Source organism: bacterium (genome assembly GCA_026414725.1).
Lineage (GTDB): Bacteria > Ratteibacteria > UBA8468 > B48-G9 > JAFGKM01 > JAAYXZ01.
This window is the reverse complement of the sequence record JAOAIL010000002.1, coordinates 140,616-158,279: the sequence shown is the minus strand read 5'-3', so window position 1 is coordinate 158,279 and position 17,664 is coordinate 140,616. Positions and strand designations below refer to the sequence as shown.

Annotated in this window: 14 protein-coding genes and 1 tRNA gene; 1 reads left to right on the top strand and 14 read right to left on the bottom strand. The window is 32.8% G+C overall.

The genetic code is table 11. The features are described from left to right. Positions 1-67: 67 nt before the first annotated feature. From N3D17_01960 to N3D17_01935, 6 genes are all read right to left on the bottom strand, one after another. Positions 68-142, bottom strand: a tRNA-Asn gene (locus N3D17_01960). A 26-nt stretch (positions 143-168) separates the two neighbouring features. After that, positions 169-465 (bottom strand): zinc ribbon domain-containing protein, encoded by a 297-nt coding sequence (locus N3D17_01955; protein MCX8082153.1) that lies wholly within the window; start codon positions 463-465, stop codon positions 169-171. Between the two features lie 71 nt (positions 466-536). After that, complete coding sequence (locus tag N3D17_01950; protein ID MCX8082152.1) at positions 537-1,853, bottom strand: radical SAM protein; 1,317 nt, start codon at positions 1,851-1,853, stop codon at positions 537-539. Positions 1,854-1,917: 64 nt separating this feature from the next. Further along, positions 1,918-3,003: a mechanosensitive ion channel family protein gene (locus N3D17_01945; protein MCX8082151.1), complete on the bottom strand. Its 1,086-nt coding sequence runs from the start codon at positions 3,001-3,003 to the stop codon at positions 1,918-1,920. Between the two features lie 149 nt (positions 3,004-3,152). Then, positions 3,153-3,932: an alpha/beta hydrolase gene (locus N3D17_01940; protein MCX8082150.1), complete on the bottom strand. Its 780-nt coding sequence runs from the start codon at positions 3,930-3,932 to the stop codon at positions 3,153-3,155. Then, positions 3,917-4,840, bottom strand: a complete 924-nt coding sequence (locus tag N3D17_01935) for a glycosyltransferase family 9 protein (GenBank protein MCX8082149.1) — start codon at positions 4,838-4,840, stop codon at positions 3,917-3,919. Before N3D17_01935 ends, N3D17_01940 begins: the two co-directional genes overlap by 16 nt. A 48-nt stretch (positions 4,841-4,888) precedes the next feature. Here N3D17_01935 and N3D17_01930 point away from each other — a divergent pair, with 48 nt between their 5' ends. Further along, positions 4,889-6,562, top strand: coding sequence for a glutamine--tRNA ligase/YqeY domain fusion protein (locus N3D17_01930; GenBank protein MCX8082148.1), 1,674 nt, complete (start codon positions 4,889-4,891; stop codon positions 6,560-6,562). Positions 6,563-6,585: 23 nt separating this feature from the next. Here the strand turns inward: N3D17_01930 and mgtE are convergent, their stop codons facing one another. From mgtE to N3D17_01890, 8 genes are all read right to left on the bottom strand, one after another. Beyond that, on the bottom strand, positions 6,586-7,944 hold the full coding sequence (gene mgtE / locus N3D17_01925) for a magnesium transporter (protein ID MCX8082147.1): 1,359 nt from the start codon (positions 7,942-7,944) through the stop codon (positions 6,586-6,588). A 64-nt stretch (positions 7,945-8,008) separates the two neighbouring features. Continuing rightward, a complete protein-coding gene (gene era / locus N3D17_01920) occupies positions 8,009-8,899 on the bottom strand; it encodes a GTPase Era (protein ID MCX8082146.1) in 891 nt (296 codons plus the stop codon). Between the two features lie 42 nt (positions 8,900-8,941). Further along, positions 8,942-9,955 (bottom strand): Gfo/Idh/MocA family oxidoreductase, encoded by a 1,014-nt coding sequence (locus tag N3D17_01915; GenBank protein MCX8082145.1) that lies wholly within the window; start codon positions 9,953-9,955, stop codon positions 8,942-8,944. Between the two features lie 13 nt (positions 9,956-9,968). Continuing rightward, a complete protein-coding gene (locus N3D17_01910; protein ID MCX8082144.1) occupies positions 9,969-11,801 on the bottom strand; it encodes a hypothetical protein in 1,833 nt (610 codons plus the stop codon). A gap of 2 nt (positions 11,802-11,803) precedes the next feature. Beyond that, complete coding sequence (locus tag N3D17_01905; protein MCX8082143.1) at positions 11,804-14,425, bottom strand: HEAT repeat domain-containing protein; 2,622 nt, start codon at positions 14,423-14,425, stop codon at positions 11,804-11,806. Then, positions 14,422-15,099, bottom strand: a complete 678-nt coding sequence (locus N3D17_01900) for an NAD(P)H-hydrate epimerase (protein ID MCX8082142.1) — start codon at positions 15,097-15,099, stop codon at positions 14,422-14,424. The genes N3D17_01905 and N3D17_01900 overlap by 4 nt, the downstream gene beginning before the upstream one ends. Beyond that, the gene (gene murC / locus N3D17_01895) at positions 15,099-16,487 is read right to left on the bottom strand and encodes a UDP-N-acetylmuramate--L-alanine ligase (protein ID MCX8082141.1); all 1,389 of its coding nucleotides are present in this window, start codon (positions 16,485-16,487) and stop codon (positions 15,099-15,101) included. The genes N3D17_01900 and murC overlap by 1 nt, the downstream gene beginning before the upstream one ends. Then, the gene (locus N3D17_01890) at positions 16,477-17,541 is read right to left on the bottom strand and encodes a UDP-N-acetylglucosamine--N-acetylmuramyl-(pentapeptide) pyrophosphoryl-undecaprenol N-acetylglucosamine transferase (GenBank protein ID MCX8082140.1); all 1,065 of its coding nucleotides are present in this window, start codon (positions 17,539-17,541) and stop codon (positions 16,477-16,479) included. The genes murC and N3D17_01890 overlap by 11 nt, the downstream gene beginning before the upstream one ends. Between the last annotated feature and the right edge of the window lie 123 nt (positions 17,542-17,664).

The following is a 17,664-nucleotide window of genomic DNA, read 5'->3' as shown; positions in this document are numbered from 1 at the left end:
TATACTATAAACTGTAAACTATGTGCCCGGAATATTGTGTTAAGGATGTGCCCGAAATATACCAAAATGGCTCCGGCGGTAGGATTCGAACCTACAGCCTTGCGGTTAACAGCCGCTTGCTCCACCGTTGAGCTACGCCGGAATTATTTTTATTATACCACAAAATAGTTATTTTTTACAGGTTGAACAGGAACTTGCTGAACAACTGGAACATGAAGAAGAACTGCTACCTGTACTGCTAGCAACACCTGTCTTTTCTTCTCTTTCTCTTCTTTTATAATTCTCACTTCTGTATTCTGTTGTGTAAAAACCAGGTCCCTTAAATATTACTCCTCCACCCAGTCCAATAAGACGTTTTACTTTACCCTTGCATTCCGGACATTTTGATACCGGTTGTTCTGTCATTTTCTGGAATTTTTCAAATTTATATCCGCATTTTGTGCATTCATATTCATAGGTTGGCATACTACCCTCCTTCTTTTAGAATATAAAATATACCCTGAAAGTGGAAGATGGTCAAGATTTGTTATAGATGTTTAAACTCCTTTTAAAGAGAGTTTTATCTCATTGAGGTCATCATAAGTAAATCCATTCCATCTACAGGGTAGTATTGTATTGTTTTGAAAAAGTGGTTCTTCAAGATTGAAAGGGGAACATTTCTTTGCTTCTTCAAACATTTTTGTCCCAGGGACAGGAGAATATTCAGCAATTTTTGGCATTGCCCCTGTATCAAGAACAAATTTTATTGTGTTTATAACATCTTCTTTTTTCTGGAATGGTAGTCCAGCCATAATATATACACCTATATTTTCTGGTTTAAATCCCGCACAGTGAAGATTCTTTACTGCCTTTACAAAATCTTTAGAAGAGACCTTACCTCCTGATATTACTTGGAAATTCTCATTAGAGGTTTCCAAGCCCAGCCGTAGAGTATGGAACCCTGCTTTTTTCATGAGGTCTGCCATTTCCATGTCAATATATCGGGGATGTAGTGCGTTAGGAGTATGAATGCGAAATATATTTCCTGAATTTATAAGGAGGGTGAGTAATTTTTTAACATTTTCTGTGTTTACAAGGAAAGCGTCATCAAATATAGTTATATTTTTTACATTATATTTTTCATACCAGATGAGTAATTGCTGGAAAACTTTTTCTGGATTAAAGCAAATGAAGGATGAAAATAGTTTATGGGAAGCACAATAGGTACATCTAAACGGACATCCGATAGTAGAAATTAGTGGTAGAAAATTCACTTTTAGTAGTAAATTGAGTTCTATCTCATAATGATCAGGAGTAATAGGATTGCTGAATATTTTAACTTTTTTATTAAGTATATTACTTAAAATAGTATCATTATCAGGCGCTTCATTTGAGATAACAACATCTGCTCCTGAAAATTTTTTTGCATGTTCAGGAAGGAGTTTTGCATATGTCCCTCCAAGAATTATTTTTGTTTCAGGGAAAATTTTTCTGAGTACTTCAATGGTTTTAAATATTCCTGGATACCAATAGGTCATTTTAGAGGTTATGAAGATTGCTTCTAATTTTTCTGGTAACTTTTCCAGTTCTTTTATAAATATCTCTTCAGGGATACCATATCTTTTATATCGCCTTGGAATATCTTTTAGTATTTTGGGGCGCTCTATTTCTTGATATGGAAGGTTCCCCTCCCCTGTTTTTTTTCGCTTCACTCCAAAGTAGTTTGTATCATAATTTACATCAAGCAGGTCAATAAATTTTACTTCAAATCCCTGTTTTTTAAGTAGTGCTCCTATATGAAGTAATCCGAGAGACATCATCCACATATCATATGCAGCAAAGTCATATATCCATGGATTTATTAGAAGAATCATAGATATAATGAGTAAAAACTTAAAATCATTATTGATACATTTTTCTATTTATTGTTTAATGTTTCTAAAATGGAAGGTCTTCACCCTCTTTTTCTTTTTTGTTTTTTTTCTCTGTTTTTAATGAGTTTATAGATTTTTTAGCACTATTTTCTATAAGAGATGTTGATTGAAATGCAATAGGAATACCAATCTCTTCTAATCGTTTCATAATAGCAAGGTTAATTCTTTCTTTAACAGCAAGGTATTCTTTATAGTCAGTGCCTTTTATGAAATAGGTTACTGTAATTTCTAAACTGTAATTACCAAAGTTAGAAAAGTTTACAATAATGTTTTCAGTTTCAACATTAGCATCACTCCGAATGATTGTTCTTATTGATGAAACGACTTCTTTTATTTGTTCTGTAGTTGTATTATAAGGTATACCTATGGTTTGAAATACTTTCACTTTTTCTCTTTTTGAAAGGTTTTCTATCATAGAATTAGCAATAGTTTTGTTAGGTATGGAAACGAGAGTTGCTTCAAGTGTTCTTATACGGGTTGAACGAAATCCAATTTCTTCTACAGTTCCCTGAAAGTCCCCTATTTTTACTATGTCCCCTATTCCGAATGGTTTGTCAGCAAATATGGCAACAGAACCAAAAAAATTAGAAAGGGTGTCCTGTAAAGCTAGTGCAACAGCAAGACCTCCTATACCAAGTCCTGCAAGTAAACTGGATATATTATATCCAGCGAGTTGTAATATCCAGAGTAGGAGCAAGATAGTTATAACAATTTTCACGGACTTGCTTATAAAAGGAATCATCTGCTCGTCAAGTTTTGATTCGTTTCTACTGACAATTTTAGTAAGGGATTGTATACCAATATCAACAATTCTGAATAGAAACCAGAGAAAAATAAATGCCAGTATAACCTTAAGGAAGTTCATTACAAAACCGTTTATATCTGGCTGTGTAGGTAATGGAAGTACTGCAATAGTAGACGAGATACCGGCAAGTAAGAAGAGAAATCCTAATGGTCTGCTCAATGCTTCAATAAACAGATGGTCTAAATCGGGTCGGGTTCTTTTGAAAAATGGAATAAGATGTTTCTCAAAGATATGGTCTGATAGTTTTTTAAGAAAAAAACCTGAAAAAATAAAAATCACAGACATTAATATCTGCAATAAGGTAATTCCTATAATTTTTTTCTGTATCCATACAGGGAGTTGTAATGAAATGTTTGTAATATTTTGTCCATAAAATAATATAGAGAATTTATTCATAATGATAGATTATAAAACAGATACTAAATATAGACAAGTTATAACAATGTTTCCTGAAGGAAATCAGATGTTTTTTCTATAACTGTTTTTTCTGAATACTCAGTTGTAAATGTGTGTCCTCCTTCTGCAATTATAACAAACCGTGGCATAATTGCTCTATTGTGTAATTTTTCAAAATAAGAGAATGCATGGTCAATAGGTACTGTAGAATCGTCCTTCGTATGTATAATAAGTGCATTCCCAGAGTATAGTTCTGTCATCTCAAGTGGCTTTATATGTTTTATTGATTCAAAAAAACCTTTTCCTAGGTAATGTCCCATTCCAGGTGGATATATCTTCCCTTGTGTTTTTAACTTTTTTACCAGTGCTCTTGTAAGGATTCTTTTATTAATCAATTCAGGGTATGCTAATGGAGACCACAATACCAATGCCCTTGTTTTATAATCTGTCGCTACATAACTTGCTGTGATAGCACCCATTGATAGTCCTATAATACCAATCCTCCTTTCATCAAATGTTTTATCATTCATAATGTATTTTATTGCATTCTTGCCATCTTGTATTTCTGTGAATAATGTCATGTTTTCAAATTTCCCCTCGCTATCTCCGGAACCCATAAAATCAAATCGTAACGCAGCAATATTTTTAGAAGTAAGATATCGTGCTATTTTTGTGAATAGAAAGTGTGTCTCTGCTTTATGTCCTGTAAATCCGTGGAACATTATTACTACAGGATATGGTTTTTCCCCTTTATCAGGTATATGTAGAACTCCAAAAAGTTTATATCTACCACTTTTGAAATTTATGGCTTTTTCCATAACATCTCTAGTTCATTTAGTACATCTTCAACACTTATAGATTTCAGACAGATTTTATCATTACATAATTTTCTCTTTGCTGGAATACAGGGACTACAAGCAATATTACTGTATATTATTCTAACATTTTTACCTGAAGGAGACCATATATATGGAGAAGTGGGCCCGAAGATAACAACCGATGGAATATCTGCAGCAGAAAATAGGTGCGAGATACCAGAGTCATTACCAATATAAAAAGATGTCTTTTCTACATAAGATAATACTTTCTCTATATTTTCAGATTCCACTATATTGGAGGAAGGGATGTTGTTATACCAGAACTCCCGCTGTTCTTTTTCAGCATATCCCAAAAGAATAAGACCTCTTATGTTGATAGATAACTTCTTATATACTTCTAAAAATTTGTCCTTTCCCCAGTTTTTATAAGGGCTACCACTTCCTGGATGAATAATAAAAAATTCTTTTTCAGATAAGGGATTTACCTTTAGTAAAGGTAATTCCGATATGGTAATGTTGAGGTTCTTAATAGGTTCAAGTAAGTACTTTATTATGTGTTGTTTTATCTTTTCAGGAGTGACTGGATGAAAGAATATTCTCCCTTTGAATATATCCTTAAGAGTTTTTGAAAAAACTTCTTTTTCATCTGTATAAGATATAATAATGTCAAACTGTTTAAGAAAATTAATAAGATTTGTTTCTTTTTCTCCTGAAAAGAGAGGAAGCAAAAAAGTACTATCAACAGAGATAAAACCATCAATATTCATATGTTTCAAACAGAGTTTTTTATAACGGTTATTGGATGCTATAATAACTAAATATCTATTATTTTTGAGTGATTGTATAACAGGTAAAGTTGTTATAATATCTCCTAATCCACCGTATCTTATTATAAGAACTTTTTCCATTTTTAGACATATGTTTTATAATGTTATATTAACAGAAAAGAGGTTAGAATGAAAAGAGAAAGAATAGATTTCATAAGAGAAATTATAAAAAACGATTTAAAAGAAGGTAGATATAAAAAGGTAAATACAAGATTTCCTCCTGAACCTAATGGTTATCTACATATAGGGCATGCAAAAGCAATATGTCTAAATTTTGAAATTGCAAAAGAATATGGGGGTAAGTGTAATCTTAGATTTGATGATACTAATCCTACAAAGGAAGAGGAGGAATATGTAAATGCAATAAAAGAAGATATCAAGTGGCTTGGATATGACTGGGAAGATAGAGAATATTATGCATCTGACTATTTTGAAAAACTTTATGATATGGCAATAGAATTGATAAAAAAAGATAAGGCATATGTGTGTGAATTAACCCCTGACCAAATAAGAGAATACAGGGGAACACTGACAGAACCAGGGAAAGAAAGTCCTTATAGAAACCGTCCTGTAGAAGAAAATCTAAGATTATTCAAAGAAATGCGAGAAGGTAAATATCCGGATGGTTCAATGGTTTTAAGAGCAAAAATAGATATGTCTTCTCCAAATCTTAATATGAGAGACCCTGTTATGTACAGAATTATGCATGTGAATCATCATAGAACAAAAGATAAATGGTGTATATATCCTACCTACGACTGGGCACATGGACAGAGTGATTCACTTGAAGGAATTACACATTCCATATGTACACTGGAGTTTCAAGACCACAGGCCTTTATATGACTGGTTTATAGAACAGTTAGGAATACATCATCCAAGACAGATAGAATTTGCACGCCTTAACCTTACCTATACAGTAATGAGCAAGAGGATGCTTCTTGAACTGGTCACGGATGGTTATGTTAGTGGATGGAATGACCCAAGAATGCCGACACTTTCAGGGATGAGAAGAAGGGGGTATCCACCTTCAGCGATAAGGAAGTTCTGTAGCAGTATAGGAGTAGCAAAAACAGAAAGTGTTGTAGATATAGAACTTTTAGAACATTTTGTCCGGGAAGAACTTAATAGAATAGCAATAAGAAGAATGGCTGTTTTAAATCCACTGAAAGTTGTAATAGTGAATTATCCAGAGGATAGAACAGAAGAAGTTGAAGCAATAAATAATCCTGAAGATGCTTCTGCTGGAACAAGAAAAATCCCTTTTTCAAAGGTAATATACATTGAAAAAGATGATTTTATGGAAGAACCAGTACCTAAGTTTTATCGGCTCTCTCCTGGAAGAGAAATTCGTCTTAGATATGCGTATTTTATAAAGTGCGTGAATGTAATAAAAGATAAGAATGGGGATATTATTGAGATTCACTGTACCTATGATCCTTCTACAAAAGGAGGTAATGCCCCTGATGGAAGAAAGATAAAGGCAACATTACACTGGGTATCCCAAAAGAACTGTATAGATGGAGAGATAAGGCTATATGAACGACTTTTCATTAAAGAAAACCCTCTGGATGTTCCTGAAGGGAGTAGTTTTAAAGTGAATCTTAACCCTGATTCTTTGAAGGTATTAAAGCACTGTAAATTAGAACCATCACTTAGAGATGTTAAAACTGGAGATATATTTCAGTTTGAACGACTCGGATATTTCTGTGTTGACCCTGATACACAACCTGCCTATCCAATTTTTAATAGAACAGTAACACTTAAAGATGAATGGGAAAAAGTGAAAAAGAAGATAAAATGAATTTTTGTATAGGAACAGAGAGATTATTTAAGCATAAACATTGCTATTGTAAAGTATATTCCTGTGCCCATAATATCAGCGAGTGTTGTAATTAAAGGGGCGCTTGCTGTTGCAGGGTCCTGTCTGAATTTAGTGAATATAAATGGTAAAGTCATCCCCATTAAACATCCTGCTACGACATTTAGAATCATTGCTGTAACAACAATTTTACAGATATCAAAACCACCCCTTATTATTCCCATGAAAGATATACCAAATCCCATTGTCAGTCCAAGAAGTAGAGCAATGAAAATTTCTTTCCCGAACATTTTAAGCCAATCTTTCATTTTTATTTTTCCGAGAGCCATTGACCGTATTACCAGAGTTGCTGATTGACTTCCTGCATTCCCTGCTGTATCTACAAGTACAGGTAGAAAAGTTACGAGGACAACATATTTTGCAATCATCTCGTTAAATCTATTTATGATGCTTCCTGTAAATAAATCCATAAACAATAAGAAAGCAAGCCATGTTATCCTGCTTCTATAAAGATTTTTAACAGGTGTTCCTAAAAGGTCTGTTATCATTTCAACACCTGCTGTTTCCGGAGTTATAGCAAACATTTTAGTAACATCTTCTGTATGTTCTTGCTCAACAACATTTAATACATCATCAACAGTAACTATTCCAAGTAAAATCCCATCTTTGTCAGTGACCGGTAAAACAATCAGGTCATATTTCCTCATTAAGTTTGCTGCTTCTTCCTGGTCTTTATTAACTTCAATTGCTACAAAATGAAAGTCCATTAGATTGCTTATTGGCTCATTTGGTTCTGAAAGAATCAACGTGCTTAAGAAGACATCATCAAGCAACTTTCCTTTTTCGTCAATTACATAAACTACGTTGATTGTTTCAGCTTCTTTACCAAATTTCCTTATATGCTGTAATGCTTTTTCTACTGTCCATGTCTGTTTTATTGCCACATAGTCAGGGGTCATTAACCTTCCAACACTGTCTTCAGGATAACCTAAAAGTTGCATCGCTTCTTTTCTCTCCTCAGGAGGAAGAAGATTAAGAAGCCGTTTTGTTACTTTTGCTGGTAGTTCTTCAAATATATCGGTTCTATCATCAGGGGGAAGTTCAAGGAATATCTCTTTTATATGGTCATTACTCATCTGCCTTAGTAATTTTTTCTGTTCACCGGAGTCAAGTTCACTGAAAACATCTGCTGCAAGGTCACGGGGGAGAAGGCGAAAAATAATAATACCCTCATCTTCACTAACATTGTGTATAAGGTCTGCTATATCCTGGGCTGTCCATTCAGAAAGAATATCTTTAAGGATTCTCCAGTTTTTAGTCTCAATAAGTTCTTTTATTTCCGGGCTTAATAATTCGCGCAACATAATATCAATTTTACCACTTACAGGTTTGATTGTCTATCTTTTATGTGGAAGGATTAAGAAAAAATTATATATCTCCGTAGCCAAATTTTCTAAATATATCAGGTCTTTCTCTCCAGTGCTCTATAACCTTTACCCATAATTCAAGATATACTTTTTTCCCTGTTATAATTTCTATTTCTTTTCTTGATGTTTGACCTATTTCTTTCAGTTTAGAACCATTTTTACCGATAATTATGTGTTTGAGATTCTCTCTATCAACAATAATATTTGCTTTTATGACTATCATATCTTTATTTTTGTTCCCCTGTTTCATATCTTCCACCTCTACGGCTATTGATTGAGGAACTTCTTGGTATGTTTTATTAACTGCTTTTTCCCTTATTATTTCAGCGATTGTGTACTGCAATGGTATATTGGTTTCCATATCTTCAGGGAATAATTTCTCTCCTTCAGGAAGATGAGAGAAAATACATCTACGTAAGGCATCTATATTTTTGTTTTTTAAGGCAGAAACAGGAACTATATCAAGAAATTCATATTTTTCATTACTATCCCTGATAAGAGGTAATAACATTTCTTTATGTGGTAACAGGTCTATTTTATTTATTACAAGAATACTTTTTTTGTTAAATTTATTTAACACTTCCATTATTCTTTCATCTTCTTTTCCCCATCCACGAGATTCTATTACTGGCATAACTATGTCTGATTCTTCAATAGAATTAATTATAGTTTTTTGCATCGTCCTGCCGAGTTCATTATGGACCTCTTCAAAACCCGGAGTATCAAGGATAGCAATCTGTCCTTCTTCAGAATTGTATATTCCTAACACCCGTATTCTCGTAATGGCAGGTCTTGGTGAAACAATGGAAACTTTACGGTTGAGTAATGAATTTATAAGAGTTGATTTTCCAACATTTGGTTTCCCGATGATTGAGACATATCCTGATTTCATAGGTATAGTTTCACTACTCAGTGTGCTATTAAAACGATAGGTTTATAGTGAGACCTCAACTCCTTTATCCGCGGATTCTTTTTCCTTTAGTGCCACTGCAAGGGAGTCCCTCGCTTCTTCTGGTGTTATAACATTAAAAGGTTTGTTATGGATTATGTGGTCAACGAAGTATCTAAGTTCATAAAAATATCCACCGAGGTCGTCAATATTACCACCCACTCCTTCTGCTTTTACCTTCTCAAATACAGGTCTTTCTATTTTACCTGTAGATTCATATACAACAAGAGATGGAGTATTTCTTGAATTAAACTCAACTACTGCTTTTTCAAATTTAGCGAGGTAACTCATTTCAAATGGGAAGTTAGAAGGATAGTCCCATCCTGCTTCAGCAGTTATTATGAGGTCATTATCAAATGTAAAAGTTGTATATATATGAGCATAAGGTCGTTCCCTATTAATAGTCCTGGAGTATATTTTTTTGGGTTTTTTCCCTAAGAGATAACAGATGAAATCTGTATCATGAATATGAAGGTCTATCAGTGCACCTCCAGATTTATCGCTATCCAGTAACCAGTCCTGCCATCCCCATGTAGGTAATGGAGATATTCTTTTGCAAGAAAGGGTAAGAAGTTCACCATATTTTTTCCTATCGTAAACTTCTTTAAGGAATTTATACTCTGCCCAGAATCTTATAACCTGCGCTACCATAAATCTTACTTTATATTTTTTACAAGTATTTATCATTTCATCTGCATCTTCAATTGTGAGTGCAATGGGTTTTTCACAAATGATATCTTTGCTCCTTTCAGCTGATTTGATTACAAATTCCTTATGGAGGAAAGTGGGAAGGCATATATCAATAACTGTAATATCTTCTCTATCAAGAAGTTGTTGTGGATCAAAATAAGCGATTGATTTGAATTTTGTAGCAAGTGATTTTGCTTTTTCTCCCCTGATATCTGCAATACCCATAATTTTAACATCGGGAAGTTGACTATAAACAGTTGCATGCATACCTCCCATAAATCCTGCTCCTATAATTCCTACTCTTAACATATCTTACCTCCTGTTATCTCCAGATTATCCTGAAAATAAATATATTTTTGCTTTCTATACTTACTATAATGCTGCCGTCATAAAGTGCATCTATGAAATCAACTTTTTCTCTAATATTATATTCCCATAACTGATTTTTATCGTTAGAGAGGAAATAAAAATATCTTCCTCGTTTACCACTCATTAATTTTATTATTTCTGGGTTATAAGCAGAATACTGAACATCCTGTCCTGCTTCAAAATTAAAAATTTCATTTCCATTATTGTCTAATATAAATGTTTTGTCCTTCTCTGTTACTGCAACATTATAATTTTCGGTAGTTCTTATACCGGTAATTCTGTTATTGAAATTTTTCTTCCACAGGACATTACCTTCGTCTGAAAAACACCAGTATTCTCCATTTTCCATCCCTATAAATATTGTATGAGAGTCCTCTGTAATTTTTATCTTTGTTATCCATTGAGGTAAGTTTTCTTTCCAGAATGTTTCTCCCTTTATATCCTTGAATAATGCTATATCATTAATTCCTATAACTGCAAATCGTCCATCTTCAGAAATGTCCATATCTCTTATATAGTTTCCTGTTTTTTCTGTCCATATTATGCCTTTTGTATCAGCGAAGTATACTATACCGTTAAGCGAAGACCACATATAGTAATTACCGCAGGGAGAAATTGCTACCTTTAGAATTTTTTCAGATGATTTGAATTGTTTCAGGACAGTCCCTCCTGATGTAAGAATATAAACCCTTCCACTTTCACATCCTACGATTATCCTTTTTCCATTTTCAGAAAGTTTCATATCTGTTGCAGGACTATCCATTTCATATTCCCAGAGAAATTCAGTTTCAGGAAGTAATAGATTCTCGGATATATCGGTTCCTTTGAACTGAGATGTAAATCTCTGAATAAGATTTGAAAGATATAAAGTAGATTCTGTTTTATACTCATAACTGTCAATCCACGATTTCTTGTAAGTGTCAAAGATGTCAACATGGAAGATATAATATGTCTCTATTTTAGCTAAAGAAGGTCGTAGTATATAATCAATATTCAATATCTTCCCTATAGTAGATAATTCATCGGGATACTGTAAATCACTCTCTGTTAATTGTTCTTCTGCCATTATCTTTTCAAAAGCATTTTTAGGTATAATAGAAAAATTTTCTATTTTGTTTATCTCATCAATGAAAATTTTCTGGAAGTCGCTTTTTATAAAATCAGGTATATTGCTAAAATAAACATCTAAAGGAAAGATAGATGCTCTTTTCATTTTTATATCCAGATTTTTTATCTTCCTGGAGATATAGTTAATACTGAATGAAGCACTATGAAAATTTTTGTTTTCCATAGCCCTTAATATACTTTCATACATTATCCTTGCATCTTTTAACATCCCTTCTTTTTCATATATTTCAGCCACTTGATTCATATACGATATATCAGGGATAATGGAATGAATGATGTATTTGTTGTAGTAGTTAAGAGATTCTTTTATTTTTTTATGTGCATAGGCAAAATCTCCTATAATTCTGTATAGATAAGCATCAGGCGTAGCATATTTAAGAAAAGCAAGTGCTTTTGTATCATATGGCCAACCAGAAGGCCAGCTACCTGTAATAAAGGGTCTTGTTTCTTCTATCTTTTTTTCTGCTTTTGAAAGCCACATATCTGCTTCTTTTACTCTACCAGCATTATCTGCTTTATTTGCATTTTCAATATATAGCCATACATTTTTATGAAAGACCACAGAAAGTTCTTTGTTTTTTTCAAACCAATTACTGGAATGGCAATAACCTGTGATAAGAGAGATGAAAAAAACCGATAATATAAGTTTTCTAAACATTTTTATTGCTCCTTAAAGTAAAGAATTCCGAACTGTGCAGGATTGTCTATCCTTCCACTCCACGATGTGGAAGGTATATGTTGTGATTCTCTTTGAAAATTTATACTCCATATATCCTCCGGAGAAACCCTTTCTACTTTCAAATCTGCAAATGGAATTGCTATTTCCATAAGCCATCTTCTATTTTCGATATTCGTTTTTACCTTCCATTTAGATGTCCATAATCTTTCTGATTCATTATTCCTGTACAGTTTCCATATATAAGAATATTTAATATGTTCCAGAGGATGTACTACGAATTGATACCATTCCTTTGCTGAATTCAGAGGGTTTATTGATATTGTTATGATATCTCTTGAATTAAAATCAATTTTTGAAGTATCTGGGTCTTCAGAGATAAAAAGAAAATAGATATTATCTGTGTCATATACAACCTTTACTGTTGTAGCAATAGAGGTTTTGATTTTATCTTCTTCTAATTCAATAAACATTTCTGCTTTTTCACTGGACGCCCAGAAATTTTCTTTATCAAGTCCATCTATTTCCACAGGTGACGATATAAAGGTAGCAGTTAATCTTTTTGGAGAGACCTCTCTGATACCTAACTTTTCAATATAGATTTTTTCTCTTAACAGGGGTATTTTATTTCTTATTGGAGATGGTATCTCTGGATCAATTAAATATCTGTTTGCGGTAGTTCTGATAGGTTCAAGTGCTTCTTCTGATAATCTTACAAGGACATCTAAACCCTTTTCTTCCCCCATCCTTGCTAATGCCCATGCAATAACTACTTTAACATCAAGTTCTGAATTAGCGAGATTTCTCAACAGAAGAGAAGATGCTTTTTTATCCTTTAAAAGAGCAAGTGTTTCAGCAGATATTCTTTGAAGAACTGATTCATCACTATTTAGATACTTAACTGCTACAGGAAATCCGTCTGATATTTTCATATTTGCCAGAGACCTCGCACATATGAGTTGCAATTCAGGGTCAGTACTTTTAAGTCCTGTTCTTAAAAGAGGTATTGATTGCTTATCTTTTATTTCGCCAACAGCAATGGCTGCTAATTTTTTTATAGAAATGTTTTTGTCCTGTAACATTATTATTACCTCTGCTCCGAAGATTTTATCAGGATTCTCTTTAACTATCGTTAACATTTTTTCTCTTACTTCAGGGTATTTTGAGTGAGCCATATTAAGGAGAAGTTCTTTTAAACTACTTGATCCTATAAGAGATTCTATTTTTTTAAGGGCAAACTGCCGTTCATTTTCTGTGGGAGCTGCTAATTTTATCTGCATCTGTCTGGTAATATTCTGAGTTATATTTGTAGATTCTTTTCTTACCCGAGGAGAACCATCGTAATTTTCAAGATAAGCCAGTATTTTTAGATATTTTTCATCAAATCTATCAATGTTATAAAGTGCTTTGATTGCTGAATATCTGATGTCAGAATTAGAATTATTTACCAGTCCTATTAAGAAATCCTTTACTGTTTCATCACCTATTTTACCGAGTATAGAAATCGCATTAGTTCTAACATCAACAGGATTATTTACATCTTCAATGAATCTTTCAAGCACAGGATAAAAAAGAGGGTCTTTCATCTGTTCTATTAATCTCGTAGCATATTCTCTTACCCTTTCAGAATTGTCTGAAAGACACTCAGTAATGTAAGGATAAGAAGCCGGCTCTCTAAACTTTTCAAGCGCCCATAAGGAATATATCCTTACTGACTCATTTTTATCTGAAAGTCCTTTTATTAACCCGGCAGTTCCTTCCTGCATTTTAAGATTTACAAGTGTTTTTATCGCTTCTATCTTAATTTTTGTAGATTCATCTATAAGAAGTCCTTCTATTTCTTTTCCACCATCTTCACTTTTAAACTTTTCAAGTGCCCAGAGAGCATGAATTTTTACCTCATCGTTTTTGTCAGACAATAATTCTATAAAATAAGGAATTGCCCTTTTATCTCCTGTGGCTTCTAATAACCATAAACTTCTCAATTTAAGTTCAATATTATTGCTTTTTAATATGGTAAATATGGGATTAACTTTACTTTCAGGGAATTTTTTAAACATTGCTCTCGCTTCATCTCTACCCATCAGTGTTAGTATTGCCCATAGAACTTCTCCCTTAACCATTTCATTGTTATCTAGTGAATAATCTAAAAGGTCTGATAGAATTTTTTCGTCTCCATATTTACCAAGTCCTATGGCAGCGTAATATCTAACCTGCCAGTAACTATCTTTCATCGCTCGTTTAAGATCAGGGATGATAGTATCATCTGTACCATACTTTACCAGTCCTTTAATGCCATAAAGACGAACCTGCCAGTAGTCATCAGCAATTGCATTTCTGAAATAGGGAATACAGGTAGAATCACCTATATTCAAAAGAGCGAGAGTTGCTCTACTTCTTATTTCTTCATTTTTATCGGAGGTTATTATTTCACCAAGGTTAGGGAGGTATATCTTATCTTTTGATCTTTCAATTCTCTCAATAAGGTCGATTTTTTTCTGAAAAGTACCTGACTTCAATCCTTCTGTTACTTCAATATCTGTCTTTCCCAGAATTATGGCGCTATAAATTATGAATATAACAAGACCGGTTTTTAATTTTTTCATTTTTTACCTTCCCTTTTATAAAAGAAACGTGGAAATCCTATATCTGTAACAATTATTTCTCCACAGTATTCAGGTCCATTGTTTATATAAAATCCCTTTTTTGCAAATCCAAAACTTACAGTAATATTTCCTTTGACACACTCTCCCATTACAATTCCTGTATCTGCATCCAGACCTGAAGGAATATCAGCACATACAACAAACTTCTTGCTTTCATTTATTAAAGATATTACCTCTGCTGATGTTCCTGTAACATTTCCTTTTATCCCTGTTCCCAAAACTGCATCTATAATAACATCTGATTTTTCTAAAATTTTTAAAATGTCTAAATCCCTTTTAAATATAAAATTATCAATTCCCATTTTACACAAAATTTGATAGTTTGTAAAGCATAAAGATGAAAATTTTTCGGGAGGGTCAGTATAGATAACTTTTACATTCATTCCACTGTTAAAAAGATATCTTCCTGCTACAAATCCATCTCCACCATTATTTCCCTTACCTGCTACTATACATATTTGTTTATCTGTAGGAAATCTATTTCTAATGACCTCTGCAAGGGTTCTTCCAGCATTTTCCATAAGAATTAAACGGCTTATGCCATATACCTCTTCTGTTTCTCTCTCAATAATTGCTATTTCTTCACGAGTCATAACTTCATATTCTTTTAACATTATTTATATTGTTTAAGTTTTTTAAAGATACTCCGGGCTACTTTATCCACAGGACCTGCCCCTATCGTCAGTATAACATCGCCCTTTTTAGTTATCTCATACAGATATTCTACAATTTCGTCAAAAGTTGGAAGATATAATGCTTCTTTCCCATTTTTTCTTATTTTTTCTACAAGCATCCTGGCATTAACAAGTTTCTGTTCTATTACAGAATCTCTTACAAAATATATATCTGGGACTACGACTTTATCTGCATCTGAAAAAGACATTGCAAATTCTTTAAGGAGAAATCTAGTTCTGCTATATTGATGTGGTTGAAAAACTACTATGAGACGGTTATGAGGAAACATATTTCTTATGCACTTAAGGGTATATCTTATTTCTGTAGGATGATGTCCATAATCGTCCAGTATGGTCACACCCCCTGCTCTTCCGATTATTTCACATCTTCTGTGTACACCATTAAAATTTTTCAATCCATTTTTTATACTTTTCCATGGGACATCTAAATATCTTGCGACAGCAATTGCTGCAAGTGCATTTCTAATGTTATGGATACCTGAAATAGCAAGTTTTATATGGGTTTCTTTTTTCCCTTTAAAGATACAATCAAATTCTGAAAATTTTTTAGAAAATTTTATATTATTTGCCTTCCAACTACCATTTCCAAGTCCATAAGAGCCCATGTCCTTATTCGTAATAGTTTTTATAACATCAGTAACATTTCTATCATCAGCACAATATACAATCAATCCCTTAATATTGTTAAGAAAATCTCTGAAAGCACTTTTTATTTCCTCTATATCTTTATAATAATCCAGATGGTCCTCTTCTATTGCTGTAACTACTCCTATTTCAGGTTTGTAATTAAGGAAGGACCTTTTATATTCACATGCCTCAACTATTAACAAGTCACTTTTTCCTGCTTCTGAATTACCAACATTTTTAATCTCCCCTCCGATAAGAAAAGAAGGGGAAAATCCTGATGTTTTTAATATAGAAACAATAAGAGAAGATGTGGTTGTTTTTCCATGAGTTCCAGCAATAGCAATGCCTCTTTTTTTATCCATAATATAGCCAATTGCTTCAGGATAACTTAAAAGAGGTATATTATATTCAATCGCTTTTTTATATTCTGGATTGTCAGGTAATATAGCATGTGAATAAACAACCAGTTCTATATCTTGACGTATGTTTTCTTCTTTTTGAGGGTAAAAAATCTTTATCCCTTTTCTTTTGAGTTGCTCAAGAGTTCTTGAAAGATTATTATCAGAACCGGATATTTTTTTGTTCATTGTGGAGAGGAGTTTTGCAAGTCCACTCATTCCGGTTCCTCCTATCCCGATAAGATGTATCCTTTTTGCTTTTTCAAGTATATTACTTTCCATTTTTCAATAACTCCATTATTGCATTTATATTTTTGTTATTATTATCTACAATTGATATTTTTTTAATCTGTTCTTTAATAATATCCATTTCTTGTAATGTTTTTTCAAAGACATAAGGAAATAATTTTATAGAGTCCTGGCTTTGTTCCAGTATATTACAACCACCTTGTTTTGCAAAGTAAATCGCATTATATCTTTGATGTCCTCCAGCATAAGGATAAGGAATGACAATCGCAGGAATTTTCCACTCACAAATTTCTGCAAGTGTTCCTGCTCCAGCACGGCATATTACTATATCTGTTATGCTATAAAGATTAGCCATATCAAAGTAAAAATCAAAAACATGAAATTTTACTCCATGTTTCTGATATGCTGATGATATCTGTTTTTTATCTTTACCACCTGCGAGATGGATAAATTGAAGATTTTTTTTACTTAAATATTCCATATTTTCAATTATCAGTGTATTTAAGAAAGATGCCCCTTGACTCCCTCCAAGAATAAGAACTGTTTTGTTCTCTTCACTGAAATTAAACTGCAAGAGGACATCTTTTTTTTGATATTTCTTTTTAAAATCCTCAGGGACAGGAAAACCAGTAATTATAACTTTCTTTTTATTAATTATGGTGGTAGGGAAAGATAGAGCTATTCTGTCTGCTATAAAAAGAGAAAGTTTTGTAATTTTTCCTGGAATAACGTTCTGTTCATGAACAAAAATTTTTTTATTGCAGAAGAATGATGCTAATAAAAAAGGTAAGGTTGTATAACTTCCTGTAATTACCACTATATCAAATTTCCCCTTTAAGAGAATATTATAGGTGCGAAATATGAGATAGAGAAGTTTTAAAAAAGAAGAGGGTTTTTTTATACTGATTTTAACATCTTCTATGATATTGTAATTAAACTCTTTTTGTTTCAACCAACGTACAATATAATCTTTCCCAGGTATAAAAAAAGAAATTTCAATATTCTTTTTATTCCTTAACTGTTCAGCAATAGCAAGTCCTGGGAAGAAATGTCCTCCAGTCGGTCCTGTAACAATGGCTATTTTCATAGTTCTGGCATCCACAAAAGATATTATAACAAGTCAAAAGTAAAAAACAAAATTAGAACTAAATTTATCTATTTTACTCTTTCTCTTGTTTGTCCAGGAAATAAAAAGTAATATAATAGAATA

Bases quoted from the DNA above. Each gene is read 5' to 3' on its own strand.
- N3D17_01955 (MCX8082153.1), bottom strand. From the start codon at position 465: ATGCCAACCTATGAATATGAATGCACAAAATGCGGATATAAATTTGAA.
- N3D17_01950 (MCX8082152.1), bottom strand. From the start codon at position 1,853: ATGATTCTTCTAATAAATCCATGGATATATGACTTTGCTGCATATGAT.
- N3D17_01945 (MCX8082151.1), bottom strand. From the start codon at position 3,003: ATGTCTGTGATTTTTATTTTTTCAGGTTTTTTTCTTAAAAAACTATCA.
- N3D17_01940 (MCX8082150.1), bottom strand. From the start codon at position 3,932: ATGGAAAAAGCCATAAATTTCAAAAGTGGTAGATATAAACTTTTTGGA.
- N3D17_01935 (MCX8082149.1), bottom strand. From the start codon at position 4,840: ATGGAAAAAGTTCTTATAATAAGATACGGTGGATTAGGAGATATTATA.
- N3D17_01930 (MCX8082148.1), top strand. From the start codon at position 4,889: ATGAAAAGAGAAAGAATAGATTTCATAAGAGAAATTATAAAAAACGAT.
- mgtE (MCX8082147.1), bottom strand. From the start codon at position 7,944: ATGTTGCGCGAATTATTAAGCCCGGAAATAAAAGAACTTATTGAGACT.
- era (MCX8082146.1), bottom strand. From the start codon at position 8,899: ATGAAATCAGGATATGTCTCAATCATCGGGAAACCAAATGTTGGAAAA.
- N3D17_01915 (MCX8082145.1), bottom strand. From the start codon at position 9,955: ATGTTAAGAGTAGGAATTATAGGAGCAGGATTTATGGGAGGTATGCAT.
- N3D17_01910 (MCX8082144.1), bottom strand. From the start codon at position 11,801: ATGTTTAGAAAACTTATATTATCGGTTTTTTTCATCTCTCTTATCACA.
- N3D17_01905 (MCX8082143.1), bottom strand. From the start codon at position 14,425: ATGAAAAAATTAAAAACCGGTCTTGTTATATTCATAATTTATAGCGCC.
- N3D17_01900 (MCX8082142.1), bottom strand. From the start codon at position 15,099: ATGTTAAAAGAATATGAAGTTATGACTCGTGAAGAAATAGCAATTATT.
- murC (MCX8082141.1), bottom strand. From the start codon at position 16,487: ATGGAAAGTAATATACTTGAAAAAGCAAAAAGGATACATCTTATCGGG.
- N3D17_01890 (MCX8082140.1), bottom strand. From the start codon at position 17,541: ATGAAAATAGCCATTGTTACAGGACCGACTGGAGGACATTTCTTCCCA.